Origin of the sequence: Tepidibacter formicigenes DSM 15518 (assembly GCF_900142235.1) — a bacterium.
Classification (GTDB): domain Bacteria; phylum Bacillota; class Clostridia; order Peptostreptococcales; family Peptostreptococcaceae; genus Tepidibacter; species Tepidibacter formicigenes.
Map to the genome: position 1 here is coordinate 64,048 of NZ_FRAE01000005.1, position 23,586 is coordinate 87,633.

Below are 23,586 nucleotides of genomic sequence, written 5' to 3' on the forward strand. Positions count from 1 at the left end.
CATTAATTGACAATGTATAATTATCATATAATCTTAAATATTTAAAGACACGAAAAAAAAATCCCGTACTTTTTTAATACGAGACTTCACTATATATTCTCTATTAATTATTTTTAAAGTATTCTATAATAGAATCCCTTGCAGTATTTACCATTAAATCCATTTCTTCTTCATTTATTACATATGGAGGCATAAAATATATAATATTTCCTAGAGGCCTTAAAAGTACTCCTTTTCTAAGTGCTATTTTATATATGTTATATCCCACTCTTTTTCTAAAGTCAAATTCTTCTTTTGTTTCTTTATTTTTTACAAGCTCTATTGCACCAATCATTCCAATTTGTCTGTACTCTCCTAAATGAGGAATATATGGTAATATACCTTCTATTTTTTCTTTCAATTTATTTGATTTATATATATTATTTTCTAATATATTTTCTTCTTTAAATATTTTTAAAGTTTCACAAGCAACACTACATCCAAGAGCATTTCCACTGTAGCTGTGGCTGTGTAAAAATGCTTTCATTTTATTATAATCATCATAGAAGGCATCATAAATTTTATCACTCATAAGTGTTAAAGAAAGAGGTAAATAACCTGCTGTAAGCCCTTTAGATAGACACATTATATCTGGAGAAATATGAGCATGCTCACAAGCAAACATTTTCCCTGTTCTTCCAAAGCCTACAGCAATTTCATCAGCAATCAAATTAATATCATATTCATCACAAAGCTTTCTAAGCTTTTTAAGATAACTAGGGGAGTAAATTTTCATTCCAGAAGCACATTGAACTATAGGTTCAATTATTATACCACTTATTTCTTCATGTTTTCCTATAACAACTCTCTGTATGTCTTCAAAGCATTGTGCACTACAGTTTTTTCTATCTTTATTATACTTACATCTATAACAATCAGGTCCATCTACTTTTATAGTATCTAAAAGTATAGGCTTATATATTTTATTATAAAAATCTATATTTCCTACAGATAAAGCTCCAATAGTCTCTCCATGATATGCATCTTTTATTGCTAAAAACTTTTTCTTTTTAGTTTTTCCTGTTTGCTGATGGTATTGGAAACTAAGCTTTAAAGCTACTTCAATGGAAGATGATCCATTATCAGAAAAAAATACCTTTTTAAGTCTATCAGGAGTTATATTTACAATATTTTCTGCAAGTTCAATAGCTTTTTCGTGTGAAAAATTAGCAAATATAACATGTTCTAATTTCTGTGATTGATTATATAATGCTTTATTTATTCTTTCATTAGAATGTCCAAATAAATTTACCCACCAAGAAGACACTGCATCTAAATATCTATTTTCATCTGTATCATAAAGGAAAACTCCCTCTCCCTTTTTTATAATTATAGGAGGAAAAGTCTCATAATCCTTCATTTGAGAACAGGGATGCCATATATATTTTAAATCTTTTTCTTGAAGTTTATTCATTTTATTCTCTCCTTTAAAACAACTCTAAAATATTATCTATATTTATATTTTTTTCATACTCATTTTTTATTGTATTTTTATCTAAATTTTCTAGTTTACTTATTTTTGAAATCACTTTAAGTTTTGTTATATTTTTTATAATGTTAATGTTATCCTCTTCATAAAACTTACCACTATATTCATTTATTATTATTCCTTTTACATATATCCCTTTACTTTTTGCAAATTCATATGTTAGAATAGTATGATTTATAGTTCCAACCCCTGCTCTTGCTACAATAACACAAGGTAGTTTTAAGTCTTTTACAAGATTATAAATATAATACTCATTTCCTATTAAAGGAACAATTATTCCTCCAGCCCCTTCAACTACAACATAATCATATTTTTTTATTAGTTCTTTATATGTATCTAATATTTTTTCTTTTTTAATAGTTATATTTTCTATTTTAGATGCAAGATGAGGTGAAACTCCCTCTTCAAAACAATATGAGTTCATAAAGTCATAACGTTCCTCTATATGGCATACATCTTTTACAAACTTTACATCAATAGGAATTATTCCTCCACTTTGAATTGGTTTAAAATAACATGCTTTATATTCATTTTTTCTAAGCATATAAGTAATACCAGCGCTTACAAAAGTTTTTCCAACATCAGTATCAGTTCCTATTATAAATACTCCTTTTCCCAAAATACCACTTCCTTATATCTCTAACCCTTCGCATATTATCATCTCTTTATCCTTTTCTATATCACTTCCAATAGTAGTTAGATAGTCTCCAACAAGTGCTGAATTAACTCCTGATCTAAATCCTATATTCTGCTTATCTTTAAGAGCTATTCTTCCTCCAGCATATCTTATATATGAATCAGGAATTATATATCTATAAATAGCCATTGTTTTTAATATTTCAATAGGAGATAAAGCTTTTATATTTTCAAATGGAGTTCCTTTTATGGGATTTAAGATATTTATTGGTATAGATTTTATATTTAAATTTTTTATCTCAAATGCCATTTTTACTCGATCTTCCATACCTTCATTCATTCCTATTATTCCTCCACAGCAAATATCAAGTCCAGCTTTTATACAATTTTTTATTGTGTTTACTCTATCTCGATAAGTATGTGTTGTACATATATTTTCATAATTATTACTACTAGTTTCTAAATTATGATGATACATACTTACTCCAGCTTCTTTTAATTTTAGGGCTTGATCATAAGTTATAATGCCATGGGATGCACATAAGTTTAAGTTTGTGTCTTTGCTTAATTTTCTATAAATATCTAATATTTTTTCAAAGTCATCTCCTTCAATCCCTCTTCCACTAGTAACTAAAGAAAATCTATGTACTCCTTTTTTCTCCATATCTAAAGCTCTTTTTAAAACCTCATCATAACTTAAAAGAGGATATTCTTTAACACCTGTATTATAATGAGCAGATTGAGAACAGTATTTACAATCTTCACTGCATCTTCCAGATTTAGCATTTATTATTGTACATAAATCAACTTTATTACCTACAAACTCTTTTCTTATTTCATTTCCTCCATTAAGTAAAGCTTCAATACTTTCAATATCATTTTCATCTATATTTGCTATTTTAATTGCTTCTTCATAATTTAAATCTTCTCCATTTAGAACTTTATTCTTAATTGTTTCTATAAAAAGCTTCATTTTATTCATCTCCTTTATTTAACAAGCTCTTTCTTAAATCCTGCTTTTCTAATAGCAGGTATTACATATAAAGATGTAACAGAAACTAATACGCTTAAAATTAAATCTGATGTTATATAAGGAGTGAACCCAGCTGCAATAGCACTTCTTATTGACATTTCTTTTTTCATATATAAATTTATTATCATATATAGATATGAAACTCCAAATAAATAGACAAAGAATAACCCTATCAATACAGGAGCGAATATCTTTGTAAAGCTTACTTTATCTAAATTCTCAGTTAATTTTCCAACTACATAAGAACATACTATAAATCCTATTAAATATCCAAATGTAGGTTGAAATATGTAAGTTATTCCTCCCCCATTCGCAAAAACAGGTATACCTATTAAACCTATTCCTACATATAAAAGCTGTGAATACATTCCATACTTTCCCCCAAGAAAAATTCCAGAATAAGCACAGAATAAAAATTGTAGCGTAAAAGGAACTATTGGAGTTGGTATTTTTATAAAAGCTCCAATTGCTGTAAGTGCTGCAAATATAGAAATTAAAATCATATCACGAGTTTTTATTTTCATAATTAATCCCCTTTCTTTAGTAAATTTTTCTAGGAAGATTGTATAGCATATTATTTTATTTGTCAACCTATTTTTATTTTTAGTTTACAAATAATTTTTAATTATCTTTTTTGTATTTAAACAATAAAAAAAGAATGCTCAAAACTAAGCATTCTTTTTTTATTGTTATTATATTTCTAGTAACTTTTTAGTTAAAAGTTCTTCCATGGCCTTCATTGCTTCTTTTTCATCAGGCCCATCTATAATTATAGTTATTTCTTCACCTTTTGATATACCTAATGCCATAATTCCCATTATAGATTTTCCGTTAACCTTATTTTGATTCTGCTCAACAAAGATTTCCGATGTGAATTTGTTAGCAGTTTGAACAAATAAAGCTGCCGGCCTTGCATGAAGACCTATAGGATTTAATATTTTAAACTCTTTTCTTATCATACCTTTCTACCCTTTCTTTTTAATTCTTCTGCTATTTTTTCAATTTTTCTTAATCTATGATTAACACCTGATTTTCCAATAGGAGGATTTAGCATTTCTCCTAATTCCTTTAAGCTTAAATCTTCATATTCAGTTCTAAGATAAGCAACCTCTTTTAAATTATTTGGAAGAGCATCAATTCCTATTGTATTTTTTATATATTCTATATTTTGAATTTGCCTTATAGCTGCATTTACTGTTTTACTTAGATTTGCAGTTTCACAGTTGACAATTCTATTTACATTATTTCTCATTTCTTTTACTATTTTTACATTTTCCAAATCTAGTAACGCTTTATGAGCTCCCATTATATTTAATAAATCAGATATCTGCTCACTTTCTTTTAAGTATACAACATAATTTTTTTTTCTAACTACTATTTTAGAGTTGAATTCTAAAGAATTTATAAGGTTCTTAAGACTTACACTGAATTCTTCATTGTTAGTTACAAATTCTAGATGATAAGTTTTTTCTGGATCACTTATAGAACCTCCACCTAAAAAAGCACCTCTTATATATGCTTTTTTACAATTATCCTCTTTAAATATATAGTCAGGTATCTCATTATTTATGAGAAATTTTTTACTATCATCCAATATCCCTACTTCTCTTAAAACATCTCTTGCTCCCATATCATTGGTAACTAAAAGTATGTAATTATTATTTTTTTTCAAATTTGTATTCTTTTTAACCATTATTTCTGTATGTATATTGAAGCATAATTTTAGAAGCTTGAATATTTTTCTAGCTATAGCAGGATTCTCTGTTGAAATCTTAAGATTTAATTTTTCAAATCCCATTAATTGAATAGTTCCACTCATTCTTATTATTGCTGCAAGCTCTGCTGTATTACAGCACCTTTTAGTTGAAATAATTCTAGATAATTCATTTTTTGTTATAGTTGAAAACGACATAAATCTCACCTATATAAATATTATATCCAAACAATTTTTAAGTTAACCTATTATATTAATTCTTAAGAATTAATATAATAGGTTAATTTAATTATTAAAGTTTTAAACTAGTGATAACTTTTTTATTTCTTGCAATGCTACTTTTATTATTTCCTTTTCATCATCATATCTTGCTAAATCTACAACTCTATTAATATGAATAAATTTAGCATCTATAAAACCTTCTTCTTTTTGAGGAATAGTATTCATAGATTTTGATTTCATGAGATACCAAAACACAGTTTTATGAACTGTTTTGCTTTCATCCCAATTTTCTTTAAAAGTATAATGAATTTCTCCTAGATATTTTAATATATCACCTTTTACTCCAGCTTCTTCTAATACCTCTCTTAATGCAGCTTCATCCTTTTCTTCGCCTTCCTCGACTTTTCCTTTTGGAAGTACCCAATCTCCATTATACTTTCTTAAGAGAAGTATTGTATTTCCAAATAATACCACGCCACCAGCACTAATTTCTTCTCTCATTTATAGTTTCACTCCTTAAAAAAGCATAATAATAAAAACTTCTACATAAAATCTTCAAATCCTTCTTTTTATACTATTATAAACAATTTGAATAATGTAGTGCATAGAAGTCTTTTCTATTATTATAGAATTTATCTTTTTTTTAGTGCCAATTCGGCTATTATCTTTCCTAGCTTTTCCGAGTTATGTCTTATATATTTTTTCTTAACTTCAACAAGACTAGTTTGCATAACAGATATATCAATCTCATTGAGTTTATTTGTTTGCTTTTTATCTATTAAAACTTGAACTGCACCATCTTGTTCATATTTTTTTAAGTCATCTTTTGAAATTTTTTCATTATTAGCTATAACCAAATCTATTATTCCATTCTTTGTATGACTTATTATTGAGTTTACATGATCATATACATTATATCCATCCGTTTCTCCTGGTTGTGTCATTATATTTGATATATAAACCTTTAGAGCTTTTGTTTTTAGTATAGAATCAATTATACCATCTACCATTAAATTAGGTATAATACTTGTGTATAAACTACCTGGCCCTATAACTACTAAGTCTGCATCTTCAATAGCGCTTAAGACTTCTCTTAGTGGTTTTGGTTTTTTAGGTTCTAAAAAAACTTTATCTATTTTACTATTTTGATTTTTTACTTCTTTCGGTATTAATGATTCTCCTCTAACTATATTTCCATTTTTAAGCTTTGCTACAAGCTTTATATCTTCTGTTGTTACTGGAAAAACTTTTCCTGTAACAGCAAATATCTCCGATATTTTAGAAACAGCTATTTCAAAATTGCCATAAACACCATTCATAGCAGCTAAAAACAAATTTCCAAAGCTCTGACCTTTTAACTGGCCTTCTGTAAATCTATACTGCATTATTTTTTCCATGGTAGGCTCCATATCAGCAAGAGCCAATATACAGTTTCTTATATCTCCAGGAGGAAGCATTCCAAGATCTTCTCTTAAAACGCCAGATCCTCCTCCATCATCTGCAACAGTAACAACAGCAGTAATATTATCTGTAAATTTTTTTAAGCCTCTTAAAAAAATTGATTGACCTGTCCCCCCGCCTATTACAACTATTTTAGGTCCTTTTTTGCATTTATCTATTACTTTTTTATTTTTTAAAGTTTTATAATTTAAGTAAACTGAAATTCCTAAGCTAATACTTCCTATCATCCCCATATAAAAACCAAAATTATTCATTTTATCCTCCAACTACCTTAATGTATAATCCCTGTGCTTTTTTAGCACTCTATAGTTCTTTTCTTTAAGATAGTCATAAAGTAAATTCGCTATAGTCACAGACCTATGTCTTCCACCAGTACATCCAATAGCAATAACCAAGTGATTTTTTCCCTCTTCTAAATATTGAGGTATTAAAAAGTCTATCATATCTGATAATTTTTCAAAAAACTTTACACTTATAGGAGAATTCATTACATATGTTCTGATTATCTCTTCTTCTCCTGTTTTTTCTCTTAATTCTTCTATATAGTAAGGATTAGGTAAAAATCTAACATCAAATACTAAATCTGCATCAAGGGGAATTCCATGTTTAAACCCAAATGATGTTACTGATATTATAAGATTTCCTTTTGTGTCTCCTTTAAGATATATCCTATTTATTTCTTCTTGTAAATCTCTAGGTTTCATATTGCTAGTATTTATTATATTATCGGCCTTTTGTTTTAGTTCATTTAAAATTTCTCTTTCTTTTTTTATTCCTTCAACTATATCTGTATTAGAAGATAATGGATGATTTCTTCTAGTCATTTTATATCTTTTTACTAAAACATTGTCACTACAATCTAAAAATAATATTTCATATTCATATCCAAATTGCTTTAACGTTTCTAAACTATCATTTAAATCTTTAAAAAATCCTCTTCCCCTTATATCTATTCCCAGAGCTATTTTTTCAATAGAACCTTTAGATTGATAGCAAAGCTCTGCAAACTTTGATATAAGAGTAGGTGGTAAGTTATCTACACAGTAAAATCCTATATCCTCTAAAGACTTCATAGCTTCACTTTTTCCTGCACCAGATAGACCTGTTACTACTACAAACCTCAATCACTTCATCTCCCCATCTATATTTATAATACTTTTCATATCAATTCCTGCTTTTTTTGCTCTATAAATTCCATCTATAAAATTACCTACATCCTCTGCTTCATGTGCATCAGATCCTATTGCAAATTTTACACCACTATCTTTTATTAATTTTAATTCTTCTATTGTCAAATGTCCGTGTTTAGAATTTATCTCAAGTGCTGTATCTGTTTCTTTAGCAACTTTTGCGACCTCAATTAAATCTATCATAGCTTTTGCTCCAGGATGTGTTATTATAAATATATCATTTTTTTTCATTGTGTTCACTACTGCATTTGTATTATATTCTATAGCATTTTTTTTTAATGGTCCTAAGAAATTTATAATATGATTCAGAGTTCCTTTTATTAATTTAGTAGGAGTTGATCCAAAATGATATCCTGCCATAACATAATCAAAATACTTTCTTACTTTATCATCAACATCTATATTTCCCTTATCATCTAAAATATTTGCTTCTATTCCCATCAATATATTTATATTTGGATATTTTTCTCTTAACATATCTATTTCTTCTCTCATTTTAGGAATATCTTTATATTTAATTCCAAAACCCATATGCTTATATCCATGGTCAGAAATTCCTATAGTTTTAAGTCCCTTAGAAATAGCAGATTTTACATTATCTTCTATAGTCCCTTTCCCATGGCTGTAAATAGTATGAGTATGATAATCTGCAGTTATATTCATATCAAGTTCCCCTTTTTTAATCTTCTCCGATAATTTTAACTTCTTCCTCTAATACTACATTAAATTTATCGTAGACTGTCTTTTTAATAATATCAAGAAGTTCTAATATATCACTAGCACTTGCATTTCCTGTATTTACCACAAACCCACAGTGCTTTGTAGATACTTGAGCTCCTTTTAGTGTAAGACCTCTAAGTCCACTATCTTCTATTAATTTACCAGCATAGTAACCTTGTGGTCTTTTAAATGTACTTCCTGCACTAGGCATATTGAGTGGTTGTTTAGTAGTTCTTTTTAAATTTAAATCATCGTATATAGCTTTTATATCTTCGTATTTACCCACTTTAAGAGCTACTTTAGCTTCTAATACTATATAATTTTTTTCAGTTATCAAGCTTTTTCTGTATCCAAATTCCATTTCTTCATTGCTAAGTTCAACTATATTTCCATCCATATCTAATAATCTAACAGACTCAACAACATCTTTCATTTCTCCACCATAAGCTCCTGCATTCATTGCAATAGCTCCACCTAATGTGCCAGGAATTCCACTTGCAAATTCAAATCCTGAAAGTGAATTCTTTAAAATATTTTTAGCAAGTTTTGATAGTAATATTCCAGATTGAGCTTTTATAATATTATCTTTTATTTCAAAATCACTATAGTTTTCTGCTATTTTAATTACAACTCCCCTTATTCCACCATCTTTAACTAATAGATTAGATCCATTTCCCATTAAAAAATAAGGAATATTTTCTTTATTTACAAGGATTATTAATTTTTTTATTTCATCTTCATTTCTAGGAGTAACTAAAAAATCTGCTGGTCCTCCTATTTTAAAAGATGTATGATTTTTCATAAGTTCATCTATTAATATATCTTTTTTGTCTAAAATTTCACATAGCTTATGGTAAACATAATCTTTATTCATATACATCCCTCCAAAAAAATATTACATCTTTAAGTATATAATTAAATTTCCCCAAGGTCAAAAGAAAAAGAGATACTTTATTATATAAAGTACCTCTTATAAAAATATTCTCAAAACTATAAAATTAAAAAGGATGTAAACTAAAGAAAACCACTTAAACCATATCTAAATTATATCACACTGTATACAGTATGTAAATATCTATTAAGACTGCTTTTTGAATTACGTTATTTAGTTAAAATTTCGCATTTGTTATCGTTTTCCTCTTTCTTAAAAGGTTTTACATAACATATATAGTATACAACTGGAACTACTATACCTCCACCTACTATATTACCTATTGTTACAGGAATTAAATTCTTAATAAATATTTCTCCCCAAGTTGCTGATAAGCCTAATAATTTGCCCATAGGTATAAAAAACATATTTGCAATACTATGTTCATAACCAGATAATACAAATAGCATTATAGGAAACCAACAAGCATAAGTCCTACAGGAAATACAAATGCTCCTAAAAATTTCATTATTCCAACGTCTATACTTTTTAAAGTCTGCATAACAACAATATCTCCATAAGCACCAAAACTTATAAACATACCTGCAAAAATTCCCAAAAGAATAAGCCTGCTTATCGAAAGATTAGCTTTAGCTATGCCTGACTTTATAGTAGCTTTAGCTACTTCTGGTGGTAGTAAATATCTTTTTTCCATAAACTCTCCCCCCTTGTATTTTTATACCCCTTTCATTTATATTTTATCTTAATTTCTATTTTTTTACAATTGGTTTCGTTTTACTTTTATCAATCTTCTTAAAGTATTTTAAGTCATTAATTTACATTTTTTTGTTTCTTTTCTTAAATTATACTAAATAATATAATTTACTTATTTTTCATAATTAAATAATAATTAATAATATGTTGTTTTTTGTATACATAATGATATAATTTGTATATAATTATAATTAATTATCAATATTTTAACACAATAAGAAAGGAGACATATTCTTATCATGAACAGTAAAAATTACTTAACACCTGATGAAATTGCACTATCAACGATTAAAACAGGTATTAAAAAAATTAATCGTCCTTATATTAAACAATTTATATTAGGTATTTTAGCAGGAGCTTTTATTGCTTTTGCAGCTGAAGGTTCTAACGTTTCAGCTTATGGATTATGGGCAAAACCTGAAACTTATGGCCTTGGAAAAGCCATGGCAGGAGCAATATTTGGAACTGGACTTATGCTTGTTTTATTAGCAGGAGGGGATTTATTTACAGGAAATACGCTTATATTTATGTCTGTACTTGAAAGAAAAGTAAAATTAAGCGATATGCTGAAAAACTGGTTATTTGTTTACTTGGGAAACTTTGTAGGATCCCTACTTATATCATATATGATTGTAAAATCAGGTCAACTACACATGGGAAATAATATGCTTGCAGGAACTACTATAAAAATAGCATCATACAAAGTATCTCTTTCATTTACATCTGCACTTTTCTTAGGAATTATGTGCAACTGGCTTGTATGTCTTGCTGTATGGATGGCTTATGGTGCTAAAGATTTTGCAGGAAAAATACTTGCTATATTATTTCCAATATGGTTATTTATAACATCAGGATTTGAGCATAGCGTTGCAAATATGTACTATATATCAGCAGGAATACTAGCTAAATCAAATCCACATTATGCTGAAGCTTCTCACCTTACTCAAGAAGCTCTAAATGCATTAAATTGGAAATCATTTATAGTAAATAACTTAATTCCTGTAACTCTTGGAAATATAATTGGAGGAGCAGTATTTGTAGGAGCTGTATATTGGTTCTTATATTTAAAGAAATCTAAAAGCGAAGTAAATTCAGAGGAAAAAACTGCAAAGAGTAATTCTTAATTAAATAATACGCCCTAATGATAACGAAAAGTAAAATATGTAAAAAGATTGTATAGTAATTATTAAAATAATTGCCATACAATCTTTTTTATATTTCATATAATATATTCAATTAAAATAAAGTATCATGGCCTATGTAACAAGCTATATTGTTTTCCATAAATAAATCTTGTATTTCCTCCAATTTCTTTATAGGTGTTGGTTCTTCATTTTTATATTTATATTCTTTCCCTAGCTGTCTCCATTTAGACTCCCCTAATCTATGAAATGGAAGTATGTTTATCTCAACTAAATTATTTTCTTTCATAAAACTAATAGTATCCATTATGTTTTCGTAAGTATCATTAAATTGTCTTATTACTGGCATTCTAAGAACTAACCTTCCATTCCAATTAAAGTTTACTAATGACTTTATATTACTTAGTATTAAGTCATTATAAACTCCAGTTTTTTTCTTATGATTTTCTCTGTTCATATGCTTTACATCAATAAATGCAAAGTCTATATATTTAAATGCTTCTAAAAAAGTATCATTCTCTATATAAGCAGTAGTTTCAATGGCAGTATGAAAATAATTTTTCTTACATTCTTTCAAAACATTTATTAAAAATTCACTTTGAATAAATGGCTCTCCACCGCTAAATGTAACTCCACCATCCTTACTCCAAGAGTGACTGTCCCTATTTAGTATTTTTATAATATCTGAAACTTTATACTCTTTTCCACATACTTTTAATGCGTCATAATAACAAACACTACTACATTCAAAAGTTGTACAATTTTTACATATATCCCAATTTAATTTTAGTTTATTATTTTCAAAATTAAGACCTCCATATTTACATATATTTTTACATCTATTACATCCTTTTTCAAATCTACAACTTGTCTGATTAAACATAATATATTTTTTTAATGTCCAACTTTCTGGGTTTGCACACCACTCACATTTTAAAGGACATCCACTCATAAAAACTGTTGTTCTACATCCCGGTCCATCATGTACTGAAAAGCTCTGTATATCAAATATAGTTCCTTTTATTTCATTATCCATAAAAATCCCCCATTTTTATATTTTAATTTGAGTTGTACAATTACTAATTGTACAACTCAAATTAGTATTATTTATCTAATGCTTCTTTATTCTTACCAATTGATAATGGAAGAAATAGAGCAACAATAGCTGATACTAAAAATGAAGCTGTTGCAAACTTTAATGAATTGAAATAGTTCCCAGATATATCATATAAGTATGCACCCATAAAACTTCCAAACGCAGGTCCTATTCCCATAACTATAAGAGTTGATAACCCCCAAATTTTCCCAAAAGTTTTGTTTCCATAAACAGATGCAGCATATCCTGCAACTCCACCAGGTTCAATAGCCCAATAAACAGCAAATATAATACATGATACTATACTTAAAATTGCTGCTCCTTTTCCAGTCATTAAAACTATACATGCTATAACCCCTGTTATAGGTGCAAAAGTAATCATAAGTTTTCTAGCTTTAGTTTCATTTTTTAGTTTACTTACTAATTTATCAGCTATAAATCCCATAAAAGGCATTGTAAATATTCCAGCTATTCCTATTACAACATAAAGATTTGTTGCAGTGGATAATGATAAATTGCAATCTGATGTCCAATACTTTACAATTTGAGTCCAAACTAAAAATTCAGCAACCATACTTGTTAAAAATGCAATAATCGCTCCCCAAATAGGAAAAGTAGAAAAAGCCTGTTTAATACTCCATTCTCTATTATTTGAGCTAACTTCTCTAGGCTTTATTGTGTCAAGCCCAAAAGGCGAAAGTCCATAATATTCTGGATTTTTCTTTGCAACAATAGTAGCAATTATTAACGCTATAAATACAACTAGTGATAAAATTCTCATTGCAAATCTCCAGTCCATTGTTGCAAGAACTTGTTTTGCACCAAGGCTTAGTATAACTTGTGCAACAGGTGCTCCCATAAATGCCATTCCCCACATGGTAGCATACGCTTTGCCTACATACCATTTTCTTACTGATACTGTTGATGATACCCAAAGCATTCCTGTTCCTATACCTGCAAATACAGCATATGGAAGTAAATATGATATATATGTTTTAGCAAAGCTTGTTATTAAAAACCCTAAAGACCCACTAATTGCTCCTAAAAAATAAGCAGGTTTTGTACCCCATTTATCTATTATCATTCCACTAAAGAATGCAGTTACTGCATAAACACTCATCATAAGTGAATAACCAAGAGTTAATCTAGATGCACTCCATCCTAAATTCTTTGCCATTGGTCCCTGTAAAACTGAAAAAGTAGCCCTATACCCAAACAAGCAAAATACAGCAAGCCATGATGCAAGTACAACCATATACCCTAGGTGTTTTGCTCTTTTTTCACTTACTTCGCTTTCTAACATTAATATCAATCCTTTCAATAGAATTGTGGTTAATATTAAATCAAAAGACGCAATATTCAATTGCGCCTTTTAAATTTTAGGATTAAAAATTACTTAAATTTATGTCCCTTGCATGTTATGGCATTTAAATCTCCAAATGTCCAATCCTCTTTATTTAATCCTAAGCATATTCCTATTTCATCTTTATCAGGTTTTTTAAAGTATTCACAGTTTCTGCATTTAGGTGCTAAATCAAACTTAGAACATACTTCACTATCTATGTTAATCATGGAACCTGTTATCCTGCAAATCCCCTTTGATGCATCAACAGGAGAAAAATTTAAGCAATCGTTGTGTTTTGATTTTGACACATTAATCACACTCCTTCATATTCTGTTCTTGCAATAACTTCATCTTGAATAGGTTTACCAATTTCACACCAATATTGTGTAAATCCTGCAACTCTTACCATAAGATCTCTATAGTTATTAGGATTTTTCTGAGCATCTCTTAATACTTTAGAATCTACAATATTATATTGAATATGAAATCCTCCCTTTCTCATATATGCACGAGTTAATTCTAATAAATGCTTAGTTCCCTGCTCTCCTTTTAATGCACTTGGATGTATTTTCATATTCATTTGAGAGTTTTGAGAACGTGAATGATCCCAAACAGTTGCTGATTCAAATAAAGCATATGGTCCATTTTTATCTGTTCCAGGATAAGCTGACATAGAACCATCTGCATAAGTTGTTCCTGCAAGTCTTCCATCTGGTGTTGCAAGTGTTGCAGCCCCTTGTGCTCCATGAGTAGAAACGGATATTTGACAAGCGTACATAGGTTTTGCGTATAATGATTCTGGCTTTCTAACCATACTACAAAACCACTCTTCATATTCTTTTAAAATATTATCTACATAAATATCGTCATTTCCATATTTTGGAGCCGTTAAGCATTCACCGTATATATCATCATATTTTCCACTTGTATCTGATTTTTCTTGATCTACTAATGAAAAGCTTCTAGTTTCTAGTGCATTTTTAAATCCAAAGTTATTAATTACAGCATCTTTTATTTGTTCTAAGCTGTATTTTTTATCATCATAAACTATCTTTTTAATAGCAGCTAATGAGTTAACCATAGTAATAGTTCCACAGCTTTCTACATTGTATGTAGCATTATATCTATATCCCATATTTCCAATATGATGTCCTTTATCAAGACAATCTGGTTTTAAGAATGAATTTATTACTGCCATATTTTGTTTACGCCATATATCGTGCTGTATATTATTAGTCTTTGACAGTACATCTACTGCTTTTTCATAATATTCTTTAAATGTTTCAAATAATTCTTCATAAGTTTTAAGTTCTTTATTATGAGGTTTAAATACCTGAATTCCAGTTCTATGATCTTTTCCATTTGTAAGGACAAGTTCTAATACTTTAGGATTTGCAATAAAGTGAACCCCTACACTTGTTGGTTGACCTGCTCCTCCAGGTATTTCATATTTTTTACCGTTTAAAGTAAGCTCCTTCCAACAACAAGGTGAAGTTTCAAGACATCCACCTATTGCAAAGGATCTTGCTTCTTCTATTGTCATTCCTTCTGACCCATATTGATTAGTTATAAACTCAATTCCTATCCTATTATTCATCCAAGCAGGATATCCAGCTCCTGTTTTATCACACTGCGCACATTTTAATAAGAATTTCTCAGGCAATCTTTCATCATAAAGAACTGATAATGTAGGCTGAGGAGTTTGACATGTAATTCCTGCCTCTACTATTAACATTTCTAAGTCATTCGTAGCAGATTGCCCATCTCTTGTTAATCCTCCAAGACTTAAATTATTAAATGTATTTCCAGATAAAACTCCACCAACAACTCCAGTAGATGCAAAGCAGTCTATACATGTTATTTTTATTCTATAAAGTTCAAGAAGCTCAAGCACTTCTTTTCTACTTATTCTTCCCGCTTCTATATCTTGTTCGTACCATGGATATAATACTTGACCAAGTCTTCCTATAGACATTCCTGATATTGCATCTTCATTAACTACTGCAATATGTAGAGTATATGAAAGTTGAAGAGCCTCTCTAAATGTTCTTGGCTTATTATGAGCAATCCACTCAAGGCAATTAGCAATATCAGCATACTCTTTTTTCTCTTCAATATTTTTAGCTAGTTTTTCAAGTCTTCTTGCATGTTTTGCATAATTTAATATCCAATTTTGAATACCTTCTATTGAGTGAATTACAGCTTCATAAAAATATAATCTATCCATCCCTATAATGCCGTCACCACCAGCATTACCTGCAACCTCATCTTTACATTCTTTAGCCATTTCAATAAGTCTATCAAATCCATATTGTAGAGGATAGTAATAATTTATTACCTCTCTTCCCTGTGGTAAAGTAAATCCTGAGTCAAACATACAAACTAAGCTTCTCATTATATTCTCTTTTGTTTTATAATCTGGAACCATTTTTTCATATTTATGACCTATATCTTCTACTGATTTTCCTATCCATTCATTTGCTACTTTAAGTAATACTGGAATTTCTTCTTTTCTCATTCCAAACTTTCCAGCAATTGATACTACATTTCCAAAGCTTTTTGTAACATTTCCTCCACCTTGCCCAAATTCACTCAATTCTCCTGCACTCGCACTTCCTGACTCAAGTGCTGCTTTATAAAGCTCACTTTCTTTAGCTACAAAAAAGCTTTCAGAAAGCCATGGCATAGGAAATGAACCTCTATAATTGTATGTCTTTTGCATAACTAATTTTTCACCTGGAATAATATTTGGTGTTAAATGTGAAAACGCTTCTTTCAAAGCCTTAGCTCTTCTAACTATAGTAACTTCTCCATCTAATTCCTTCCATTTTCTATTATACCAATAAGGAAACTCCATATTTGCAGTTGACAATGTATTATAAAAGATATCTCTTAACCTTTTGGACCTCGGGGCAGGTTCCTTTTTAATCTCTCTATCTACCATCTCGTCTGGTGCATTCCCTCCATATTGATAATTCATAGATAACCCTTTTGAAGCTAAAATTTCAGCTAGCTTCATTTTTTTACTTTCATCCATATTCACTTTTCCCCCTTTTTAAATGACTTTCATCAATATATTTATATGATTTTAATTTTTAAAATATTATATAATTACTAAACCGAATTAATTTATATTAATAAGGTTAAAATATTATTAAAATGTAAGCATCGGAGGATATATGTAATGAATGAAGAAATACTATCTGATAAACAAGGTCTTTCTATTATGATTATGTTTATAATAGGAACTGCATCTATAATGGCAAGAGGACTTGATGCTAAACAGGATTTATGGATAGCTATTATTTTAGCAATGATTGCTCATATTCCAATTGCACTTGTATGTTCTTATCTTTTGTCAACTTTTCCCGGAAAAAATATATTTGACATTATTGAACTTTGCTTTGGTAATATAATTGGAAAAGTAGTATTAATATTATATACCTTGTTTATATTTCACACAGGAGTATTAGTTTATATGAATTTTACTAATTTCGTTAATACAGTTGCTTTATGGAATACACCTAAAATTATAGTAATGATAATTATTGTTATCTTATCTTCTTATATAGTAAAAGAAGGTATTGAAGTGATTGGAAGATGGGCAGAAGTTTTTTTGATTATATTAATTGGTTTTATATTGATTTCACGATTATTATTAATTAAAGATATGAATATTGATAACTTATATCCCTTTTTAAATAACGGAATAAAGCCAATTATAAAGGGTACTTACTCTGTATTTGCATTTCCATTTACTCAAACTGCAGTATTTACAGCAGCTTTTTCAAGATTTAAAACAAAAAAATCTTATTATAATGTTTATCTTAAAAGTTTATTAATAGGAGGATTAGTTATATTTATAATTTCTGTTACTAACATACTAGTTTTAGGAGTAAATAGAGCTGTAAGTGTATACTATGCTTCATATGATAGCACTTCAAGAATAGATGTTGGAAGTTTACTTCAAAGACTGGAAGTTATAATAGCCGTCGTATTCTCATTTGGAGCTTTTATTAAAGGAAGTATATACTTACTTGCTTCATGTAAGGGAATTTCTAGAATATTCGACATTAATGATTACAAATTTATAGTAATACCTATCTCTCTACTCATGATTAATTTATCTTATTTTTTACACGATGGTGTGAAAGATTATTTTGAATGGATTTTAAATGTATGGCAATATTATGCATTTCCATTTCAAGTAATTTTACCTATTATTGTATTCATCACTGTTGAAATTAGATATAAAAATTTAATAAAAAATATAAAAAAATCCTAATATTATTTTTACCCATACTTAGGATAAAAATAATATAGGATTTTTTATAATTTAATAAACTGGAGTGCAAAAATGTGAATACTTAGGATTATTATCTGTAGTTAATCCAAAGAACTGCTCTTTTATTTGTGAACATACTTTTCCAGGTTTTCCATCTCCAACTTTTCTATTATCTACTTCAACAACTGATGTAACCTCCATGGCTGTTCCACTAAAGAAAACCTCATCAGCACTATAAAGTTCACTTCTTGCTATACTTCTTTCAACCACTTCCATTCCAAGCTCTTCTTTAGCTATTCTCATTACAGTATCTCTAGTTATACCTTCTAAAATATTATCTGATGGTGGGGGAGTTATTAATTTGTTATTTTTAACTATAAATATATTCTCTCCAGGTCCTTCACATACATATCCATCATCTGTAAGCAAAATAGCTTCATCATATCCATTTTGAAGAGCTTCTAAAGATGCTAATGCTGAATTTAAATATCCTCCTGTAGGCTTAGTTCTCGCAGGAATCATGTTATCTGAAATTCTTCTCCATGAAGATACACAAACTCTAAATGCATCTTTTCCTGCAAAATTACCCATAGGCTGACAGTATATCAATACTCTATTGTCATCATCATATACAGTAGGGAATAACTCATTAGACCCTTTATATGCAACTGGTCTTATATATACTGTAGTTTTAAAATTATTTTTTCTAAGTAGTTCTAACGTATAATCGCAAAGCTGCTCAACTGTATAAGGAATATTTATATATAAAGCTTTGCACGAGTTAAGAAGTCTTTCGTAGTGCTCTCTTAGTCTAAATACATAAAGCTGCTTCTTTTCATCGTTCCAATAAGCTCTTATTCCTTCAAAACATCCAAGTCCATAATTGAATGCCTTACATCTCATGCTTATACTTACTTCTTCTTCCTTTACTATTTCACCTTGATAAAAAACATAACTCATAGTTATCCCTCCTAATTTTCAATTAAATAATCTATACTTTTCCCAGGTGGTACAATTGGGTAAACCCCTTCATCTTTGTTTATCTTGCATTCTATAAATAAAGGCTCCTTTCCAAATTCACATTCACTTAATAAATTATTAAGCTCATCCATTGACTTTATAGTATATCCTTTCATTCCATAAACTTTTGCTAAAGCTGAATAATCAATTTCATAATCTAAATCTGTTTGTGAATATCTTTCATCACAAAATAATCTTTGCCACTGTCTTACCATTCCTAAAGTCTGATTATTTAAAAGTAGTATTGTTATAGGAATTTTGTATTTTGCTACAGTTGATAATTCATTACAATTCATTCCAAAACTTCCATTCCCTGTAACTAATAAAACATTTTTATCCATATTAGCAACTTTGGCTCCTATTGCTGCCCCTAGTCCAAATCCCATAGTACCAAGCCCGCCTGATGTTATAAAAGATCTAGAATTTTTAAAATTCCAATATTGAGCAGTCCACATTTGATGCTGACCTACATCTGTTACTACAAAAACATCATCTTTTAACTTTTCATTAAATCTATTTAATATATTTTTAGGATGAAATAAATTTTCATCTATTTCATTTTTTGATTCAAATTGTTTTATTTGTTTTTTCCACTCTCCATTATTTTTATTTTCCATTCTATCTGTAAGAACTTTTAATATTTCATTTAAATTCCCTAGTATATGGTATTGTGATTCTTTATTTTTACTCATTTCTGTTGCATCTATATCTATATGAATAATTTTTGCATTAGGAGCAAATCCATTTGAATTTCCTATAACTCTATCACTGAACCTTGCTCCAATAGCAATAACTAAATCACTATTGGTTACAGCCAAATTATTTTCTCTAAATCCATGCATTCCAACTAGTCCTAAGGATAGTTCATCATCTCTTTTTATAGTTCCAAGTCCCATTAAAGTATTTACAACAGGAATATCTCCTTTTTTAGCAAATCTTAAAAGTTCATCACATGCATTTGCTATTTTTACTCCTCCACCAGCGTAAATAACTGGCCTTTTAGAGTCATTTATTATTTTCACTAATTCATCTAAATTATTTTCGAGATTATTGATATCAAGAATATTCTGATTATTATCAGTGTATTTTTTTACTTTATTATATTCAGCTAAGAATATGTCCTTTGGAATATCTATAAGTATAGGTCCAGGTCTTTTAGTTTTAGCTACTTCAAAGGCTTCATTAACAATAGTCGGAATATCATTTACATTTCTTACTAAATAATTGTGCTTTGTAATAGACATAGTAACACCTGTTATATCTATCTCTTGAAAAGAATCCTTACCTAAAAGCGAAGTTGAAACTTGACCTGTAATAACAACTAAAGGTACAGAGTCCATATAAGCTGTAGCAATTCCTGTCACAGTATTTGTAGCTCCAGGACCTGAAGTTGCTATACATACTCCAACTTTACCAGTGCTTCTTGCATATCCATCTGCACCGTGGATTGCTCCCTGCTCATGAGCTGTTCTTATATGTTTAAAATATTTGTAATTATAAAGGGCATCATATAAAGGAATAACAGCTCCTCCTGGATATCCAAATAAAGTATCTACTCCTTGATTTTTTAAACATTCTAGCAGTAAATTAGCGCCATTCATATTATCACTCTTTCTATTTATATTAAGTACAAATAGCTCCTTTTGAAGCAGAACTCACGATTTTAGAGTATTTTTTAAGGTATCCTGTATACTTATTCTCTTTAATTTTCAAATTACTTCTCCTTTTAGTAAGCTCTTCATCTTCTACAACAAGTTCTAATATCCCATTTACTATATCTATTTTTATAAAATCTCCATCTTCAACTAATGCAATAGGTCCTCCCTCTACTGCTTCTGGAGAAACATGACCAATAGCAGCACCTTTTGTTCCACCAGAAAATCTTCCATCAGTAATTAACGATACACTCTCATCAAGTCCCATTCCTACAAGTGCTGAAGTTGGAGTCAACATTTCTCTCATTCCCGGACCTCCCTTTGGCCCTTCATATCTTATAACTACAGTATCTCCTCTTTTAATTTTCCCATTTAATATAGCTTCAACTGCATCTTCTTCACTATCAAATACTCTAGCTGTAGATATAGTATTCATCATTTTTTCACTTACAGCAGATTTTTTAACTACTGCACCACCTGGTGCTAAGTTCCCAAATAAAATTTTTATTCCTCCATCACTGCTGTAAGGACTATGTATATCTGCTATTACTTTATTATCTAACTTTTCTTTTCCTTGTATCAACTCTTTAACTTTCTTTAAGCTTACAGTAGGTACATCTAAATTTATTAATTCCTTTTTAGATAATTCATTCATAACAGATACTATCCCGCCTGCATAATAAAGATCCTCTATATGATAATCTCCTGCTGGACTTAGTCTGCATAAATTAGGAGTATTAGAGCTTATTTCATTTATTTTATTAAGATCAATATCTACTCCTGCTTCATGAGCAATAGCAGTTAAGTGAAGTACTGTATTTGTAGAGCACCCTAATGCCATATCTACTGTTAATGCATTTTTAAAAGAATCTTTAGTCATAATATCTTTTGGAAGTACATTTTCTTTTAAAAGCTTCATTATCTGTATTCCTGTTTTTTTGGCAAGTCTTTTTCTCTGTGAAAATACAGCAGGTATTGTTGCATTTCCCTCAAGTGCCATACCTAGTGCTTCTGTCATACAGTTCATTGAATTTGCTGTAAACATTCCTGAGCAGGAACCACAAGTAGGACATGCACTTTCTTCAAGATATTTAAGTTCTTCCTCAGTCATATGTCCACTACATACTTTTCCAACACCTTCAAATACAGTTGTTAAATCAGCTTTTTTTTCATTAAACCTTCCAGCAAGCATTGGCCCTCCACTCACAATAATACTTGGTATGTTTATTCTTGCTGCTGCCATAAGCATTCCAGGAACAACTTTATCACAGCTAGGTATTAATACTAGAGCATCTAGTCCGTGGGCTTTTGCCATTATTTCTATACTATCTGCTATAATTTCCCTGCTTACTAAAGAATATTTCATACCTTCATGATTCATAGCAATTCCATCACAAACTGCAATAGCTGGAAACTCAAGAGGGGTTCCCCCTTCCATTAATACGCCTCTTTTTACTGCATCTGCTATTTGTCTAAGCTCTACATGTCCTGGTACTATTTCATTAAAAGAATTAACAACTCCAACAAGTGGTTTATTTATTTCTTCATCTGTAAGTCCTGCTGCTTTTAACAGTGACCTATGTGGTGATTTTGTTATTCCAAATTTTACAGATTCGCTTCTCATATTAATCCTCCTAATCATTTATCCAAGACATCATTTCTCTTAAGTTTTTTCCAACTTCAACAATTGGATGCTCTAGCTCTTTATTTCTAAATGAATTAAATACTGGTCTATTTATCTCATTCTCTACTATCCAATCTTTAGCAAATTTTCCATTTTGAATTTCTTTAAGAACTTGTTCCATTTCTTTTCTAGTGTCTTCATTAACAATTCTTTTTCCAACCATATAGTCTCCATATTCTGCTGTATCACTTATGCTATATCTCATTTTTTCAAATCCACCTTCATAAAGTAAATCTACAATTAACTTCATTTCATGAAGACATTCAAAATATGCTATTTCTTTTTGATATCCTGCTTTTACTAAGGTATCAAATCCTGCTTTAATAAGCTCTGTTACTCCTCCACAAAGCACAGCCTGCTCTCCAAATAAATCAGTTTCTGTTTCTTCCTTAAAAGTAGTTTCAAGTACTCCTGCTCTTGTAGCTCCAATTCCACTTGCATATGCAAGTGATAGTTCCTTAGCATTTGATGTATAATCCTGATAAACCGCAAATAGCGCAGGTACTCCCTTACCTTCTTTGTAAACTCTTCTAACTAAGTGTCCAGGTCCTTTTGGTGCAACCATAAAAACATCTACATTTTCAGGTGGAACTATTTGATTAAAGTGAATATTAAAGCCATGGGCAAAAGCTAATGCATCTCCTTCTTTTAAATTAGCTTTTACATTATCATCAAATACTTTCTTTTGCTTAGTATCCGGAAGAAGCATCATAATAACATTACTTACCTTTACTGCATCTTCTACATTCATAACAGTTAATCCATCTTCTTTTACTTTATCCCAAGACTTGCTTCCTTCATATAATCCAACGACTACATCTACCCCACTGTCTTTTAAATTAAGTGCATGAGCATGGCCTTGACTTCCATATCCTAAAACTGCTACTTTTTTCCCCTCTAGTACATCTAAATTTGCATCCTTTTCATAATACATTTTTGCCATTTTTAATTACCCCCTATAATACTTTTATTTCTTTAACATCTACTAGTTTTGACATTTGATCTACCATTTTATTAACTAAACAACCTTCATCTTCTAATAAAATATCCAAATTGATAAAACTATTATTAGATGTCATATTAAGCTCTTTTATGTTAAATTCTTTTCTTCTCAAAACACTTGTGACTCTTATAAAGCTATCTATTCCTTGATTGAGTTTTGCATAAACTCTGTTTTCCATATACATCCCTTCCTTTTCTTTGTATTCTG

At 29.4% G+C, this 23,586-nt stretch carries 24 protein-coding genes; 2 read left to right on the forward strand and 22 right to left on the reverse strand.

Annotated elements, in window-relative coordinates; genetic code table 11:
- Positions 1 to 103: 103 nt before the first annotated feature.
- The 13 genes from bioA to BUA77_RS14310 form a co-directional block, all read right to left on the reverse strand.
- Positions 104 to 1,453 carry an adenosylmethionine--8-amino-7-oxononanoate transaminase gene (gene bioA / locus BUA77_RS00820; protein ID WP_072886512.1) on the reverse strand — a complete coding sequence of 450 codons (1,350 nt, stop codon included), beginning with the start codon at positions 1,451 to 1,453 and terminating at the stop codon, positions 104 to 106.
- A gap of 13 nt (positions 1,454 to 1,466) precedes the next feature.
- On the reverse strand, positions 1,467 to 2,147 hold the full coding sequence (gene bioD / locus BUA77_RS00825; RefSeq protein WP_072886513.1) for a dethiobiotin synthase: 681 nt from the start codon (positions 2,145 to 2,147) through the stop codon (positions 1,467 to 1,469).
- Positions 2,148 to 2,159: 12 nt separating this feature from the next.
- On the reverse strand, positions 2,160 to 3,137 hold the full coding sequence (gene bioB, locus BUA77_RS00830) for a biotin synthase BioB (RefSeq protein WP_072886514.1): 978 nt from the start codon (positions 3,135 to 3,137) through the stop codon (positions 2,160 to 2,162).
- 14 nt (positions 3,138 to 3,151) lie between these two features.
- Positions 3,152 to 3,721, reverse strand: coding sequence for a biotin transporter BioY (locus BUA77_RS00835; RefSeq protein WP_072886515.1), 570 nt, complete (start codon positions 3,719 to 3,721; stop codon positions 3,152 to 3,154).
- Between the two features lie 168 nt (positions 3,722 to 3,889).
- Positions 3,890 to 4,156, reverse strand: a complete 267-nt coding sequence (locus tag BUA77_RS00840) for an HPr family phosphocarrier protein (RefSeq protein ID WP_072886516.1) — start codon at positions 4,154 to 4,156, stop codon at positions 3,890 to 3,892.
- Entirely contained in the window at positions 4,153 to 5,109 is a 957-nt protein-coding gene (gene whiA / locus BUA77_RS00845; RefSeq protein WP_072886517.1) for a DNA-binding protein WhiA, read from the reverse strand. Before whiA ends, BUA77_RS00840 begins: the two co-directional genes overlap by 4 nt.
- Positions 5,110 to 5,211: 102 nt before the next feature.
- Entirely contained in the window at positions 5,212 to 5,634 is a 423-nt protein-coding gene (locus BUA77_RS00850; protein ID WP_072886518.1) for an NUDIX hydrolase, read from the reverse strand.
- Between the two features lie 131 nt (positions 5,635 to 5,765).
- The gene (locus tag BUA77_RS00855; RefSeq protein WP_072886519.1) at positions 5,766 to 6,848 is read right to left on the reverse strand and encodes a gluconeogenesis factor YvcK family protein; all 1,083 of its coding nucleotides are present in this window, start codon (positions 6,846 to 6,848) and stop codon (positions 5,766 to 5,768) included.
- Positions 6,849 to 6,860: 12 nt separating this feature from the next.
- Positions 6,861 to 7,718 (reverse strand): RNase adapter RapZ, encoded by an 858-nt coding sequence (gene rapZ, locus BUA77_RS00860; protein WP_072886520.1) that lies wholly within the window; start codon positions 7,716 to 7,718, stop codon positions 6,861 to 6,863.
- Positions 7,719 to 8,447: a PHP domain-containing protein gene (locus tag BUA77_RS00865; protein WP_072886521.1), complete on the reverse strand. Its 729-nt coding sequence runs from the start codon at positions 8,445 to 8,447 to the stop codon at positions 7,719 to 7,721. It abuts the gene before it with no gap.
- A gap of 16 nt (positions 8,448 to 8,463) precedes the next feature.
- Positions 8,464 to 9,378 (reverse strand): UDP-N-acetylmuramate dehydrogenase, encoded by a 915-nt coding sequence (gene murB / locus BUA77_RS00870; protein WP_072886522.1) that lies wholly within the window; start codon positions 9,376 to 9,378, stop codon positions 8,464 to 8,466.
- 227 nt (positions 9,379 to 9,605) lie between these two features.
- Positions 9,606 to 9,845 (reverse strand): formate/nitrite transporter family protein, encoded by a 240-nt coding sequence (locus tag BUA77_RS14305; RefSeq protein WP_072886523.1) that lies wholly within the window; start codon positions 9,843 to 9,845, stop codon positions 9,606 to 9,608.
- Positions 9,845 to 10,090, reverse strand: a complete 246-nt coding sequence (locus BUA77_RS14310; RefSeq protein ID WP_072886524.1) for a formate/nitrite transporter family protein — start codon at positions 10,088 to 10,090, stop codon at positions 9,845 to 9,847. The genes BUA77_RS14305 and BUA77_RS14310 overlap by 1 nt, the downstream gene beginning before the upstream one ends.
- A 298-nt stretch (positions 10,091 to 10,388) precedes the next feature.
- On the opposite strand from BUA77_RS14310, the gene BUA77_RS00885 reads away from it, so the two are divergent.
- Positions 10,389 to 11,273: a formate/nitrite transporter family protein gene (locus BUA77_RS00885; RefSeq protein ID WP_072886525.1), complete on the forward strand. Its 885-nt coding sequence runs from the start codon at positions 10,389 to 10,391 to the stop codon at positions 11,271 to 11,273.
- A gap of 112 nt (positions 11,274 to 11,385) precedes the next feature.
- Here the strand turns inward: BUA77_RS00885 and hpdA are convergent, their stop codons facing one another.
- From hpdA to hpdB, 4 genes are all read right to left on the reverse strand, one after another.
- Positions 11,386 to 12,327, reverse strand: a complete 942-nt coding sequence (gene hpdA, locus BUA77_RS00890; RefSeq protein ID WP_072886526.1) for a 4-hydroxyphenylacetate decarboxylase activase — start codon at positions 12,325 to 12,327, stop codon at positions 11,386 to 11,388.
- A gap of 67 nt (positions 12,328 to 12,394) precedes the next feature.
- Positions 12,395 to 13,690 (reverse strand): MFS transporter, encoded by a 1,296-nt coding sequence (locus BUA77_RS00895; protein ID WP_072886527.1) that lies wholly within the window; start codon positions 13,688 to 13,690, stop codon positions 12,395 to 12,397.
- Between the two features lie 89 nt (positions 13,691 to 13,779).
- Positions 13,780 to 14,040 (reverse strand): 4-hydroxyphenylacetate decarboxylase small subunit, encoded by a 261-nt coding sequence (hpdC, locus tag BUA77_RS00900; protein WP_200773896.1) that lies wholly within the window; start codon positions 14,038 to 14,040, stop codon positions 13,780 to 13,782.
- Between the two features lie 5 nt (positions 14,041 to 14,045).
- Entirely contained in the window at positions 14,046 to 16,769 is a 2,724-nt protein-coding gene (gene hpdB, locus BUA77_RS00905) for a 4-hydroxyphenylacetate decarboxylase large subunit (protein ID WP_072886528.1), read from the reverse strand.
- A gap of 147 nt (positions 16,770 to 16,916) precedes the next feature.
- Here hpdB and BUA77_RS00910 point away from each other — a divergent pair, with 147 nt between their 5' ends.
- Positions 16,917 to 18,017: a GerAB/ArcD/ProY family transporter gene (locus BUA77_RS00910; protein WP_072886529.1), complete on the forward strand. Its 1,101-nt coding sequence runs from the start codon at positions 16,917 to 16,919 to the stop codon at positions 18,015 to 18,017.
- Positions 18,018 to 18,068: 51 nt separating this feature from the next.
- On the opposite strand, the gene BUA77_RS00915 is transcribed toward BUA77_RS00910, so the two are convergent.
- The 5 genes from BUA77_RS00915 to BUA77_RS00935 are packed head-to-tail and all read right to left on the reverse strand — an operon-like array spanning position 18,069 to position 23,557.
- The gene (locus BUA77_RS00915) at positions 18,069 to 18,977 is read right to left on the reverse strand and encodes a branched-chain amino acid transaminase (RefSeq protein WP_072886530.1); all 909 of its coding nucleotides are present in this window, start codon (positions 18,975 to 18,977) and stop codon (positions 18,069 to 18,071) included.
- Positions 18,978 to 18,988: 11 nt separating this feature from the next.
- Positions 18,989 to 20,638, reverse strand: coding sequence for a biosynthetic-type acetolactate synthase large subunit (gene ilvB, locus BUA77_RS00920; RefSeq protein ID WP_072886531.1), 1,650 nt, complete (start codon positions 20,636 to 20,638; stop codon positions 18,989 to 18,991).
- A 22-nt stretch (positions 20,639 to 20,660) separates the two neighbouring features.
- Positions 20,661 to 22,316 (reverse strand): dihydroxy-acid dehydratase, encoded by a 1,656-nt coding sequence (gene ilvD / locus BUA77_RS00925; protein WP_072886532.1) that lies wholly within the window; start codon positions 22,314 to 22,316, stop codon positions 20,661 to 20,663.
- A 10-nt stretch (positions 22,317 to 22,326) separates the two neighbouring features.
- Entirely contained in the window at positions 22,327 to 23,319 is a 993-nt protein-coding gene (ilvC, locus tag BUA77_RS00930; protein ID WP_072886533.1) for a ketol-acid reductoisomerase, read from the reverse strand.
- A 13-nt stretch (positions 23,320 to 23,332) separates the two neighbouring features.
- Positions 23,333 to 23,557, reverse strand: a complete 225-nt coding sequence (locus BUA77_RS00935) for an ACT domain-containing protein (protein ID WP_072886534.1) — start codon at positions 23,555 to 23,557, stop codon at positions 23,333 to 23,335.
- Positions 23,558 to 23,586: the final 29 nt, after the last annotated feature.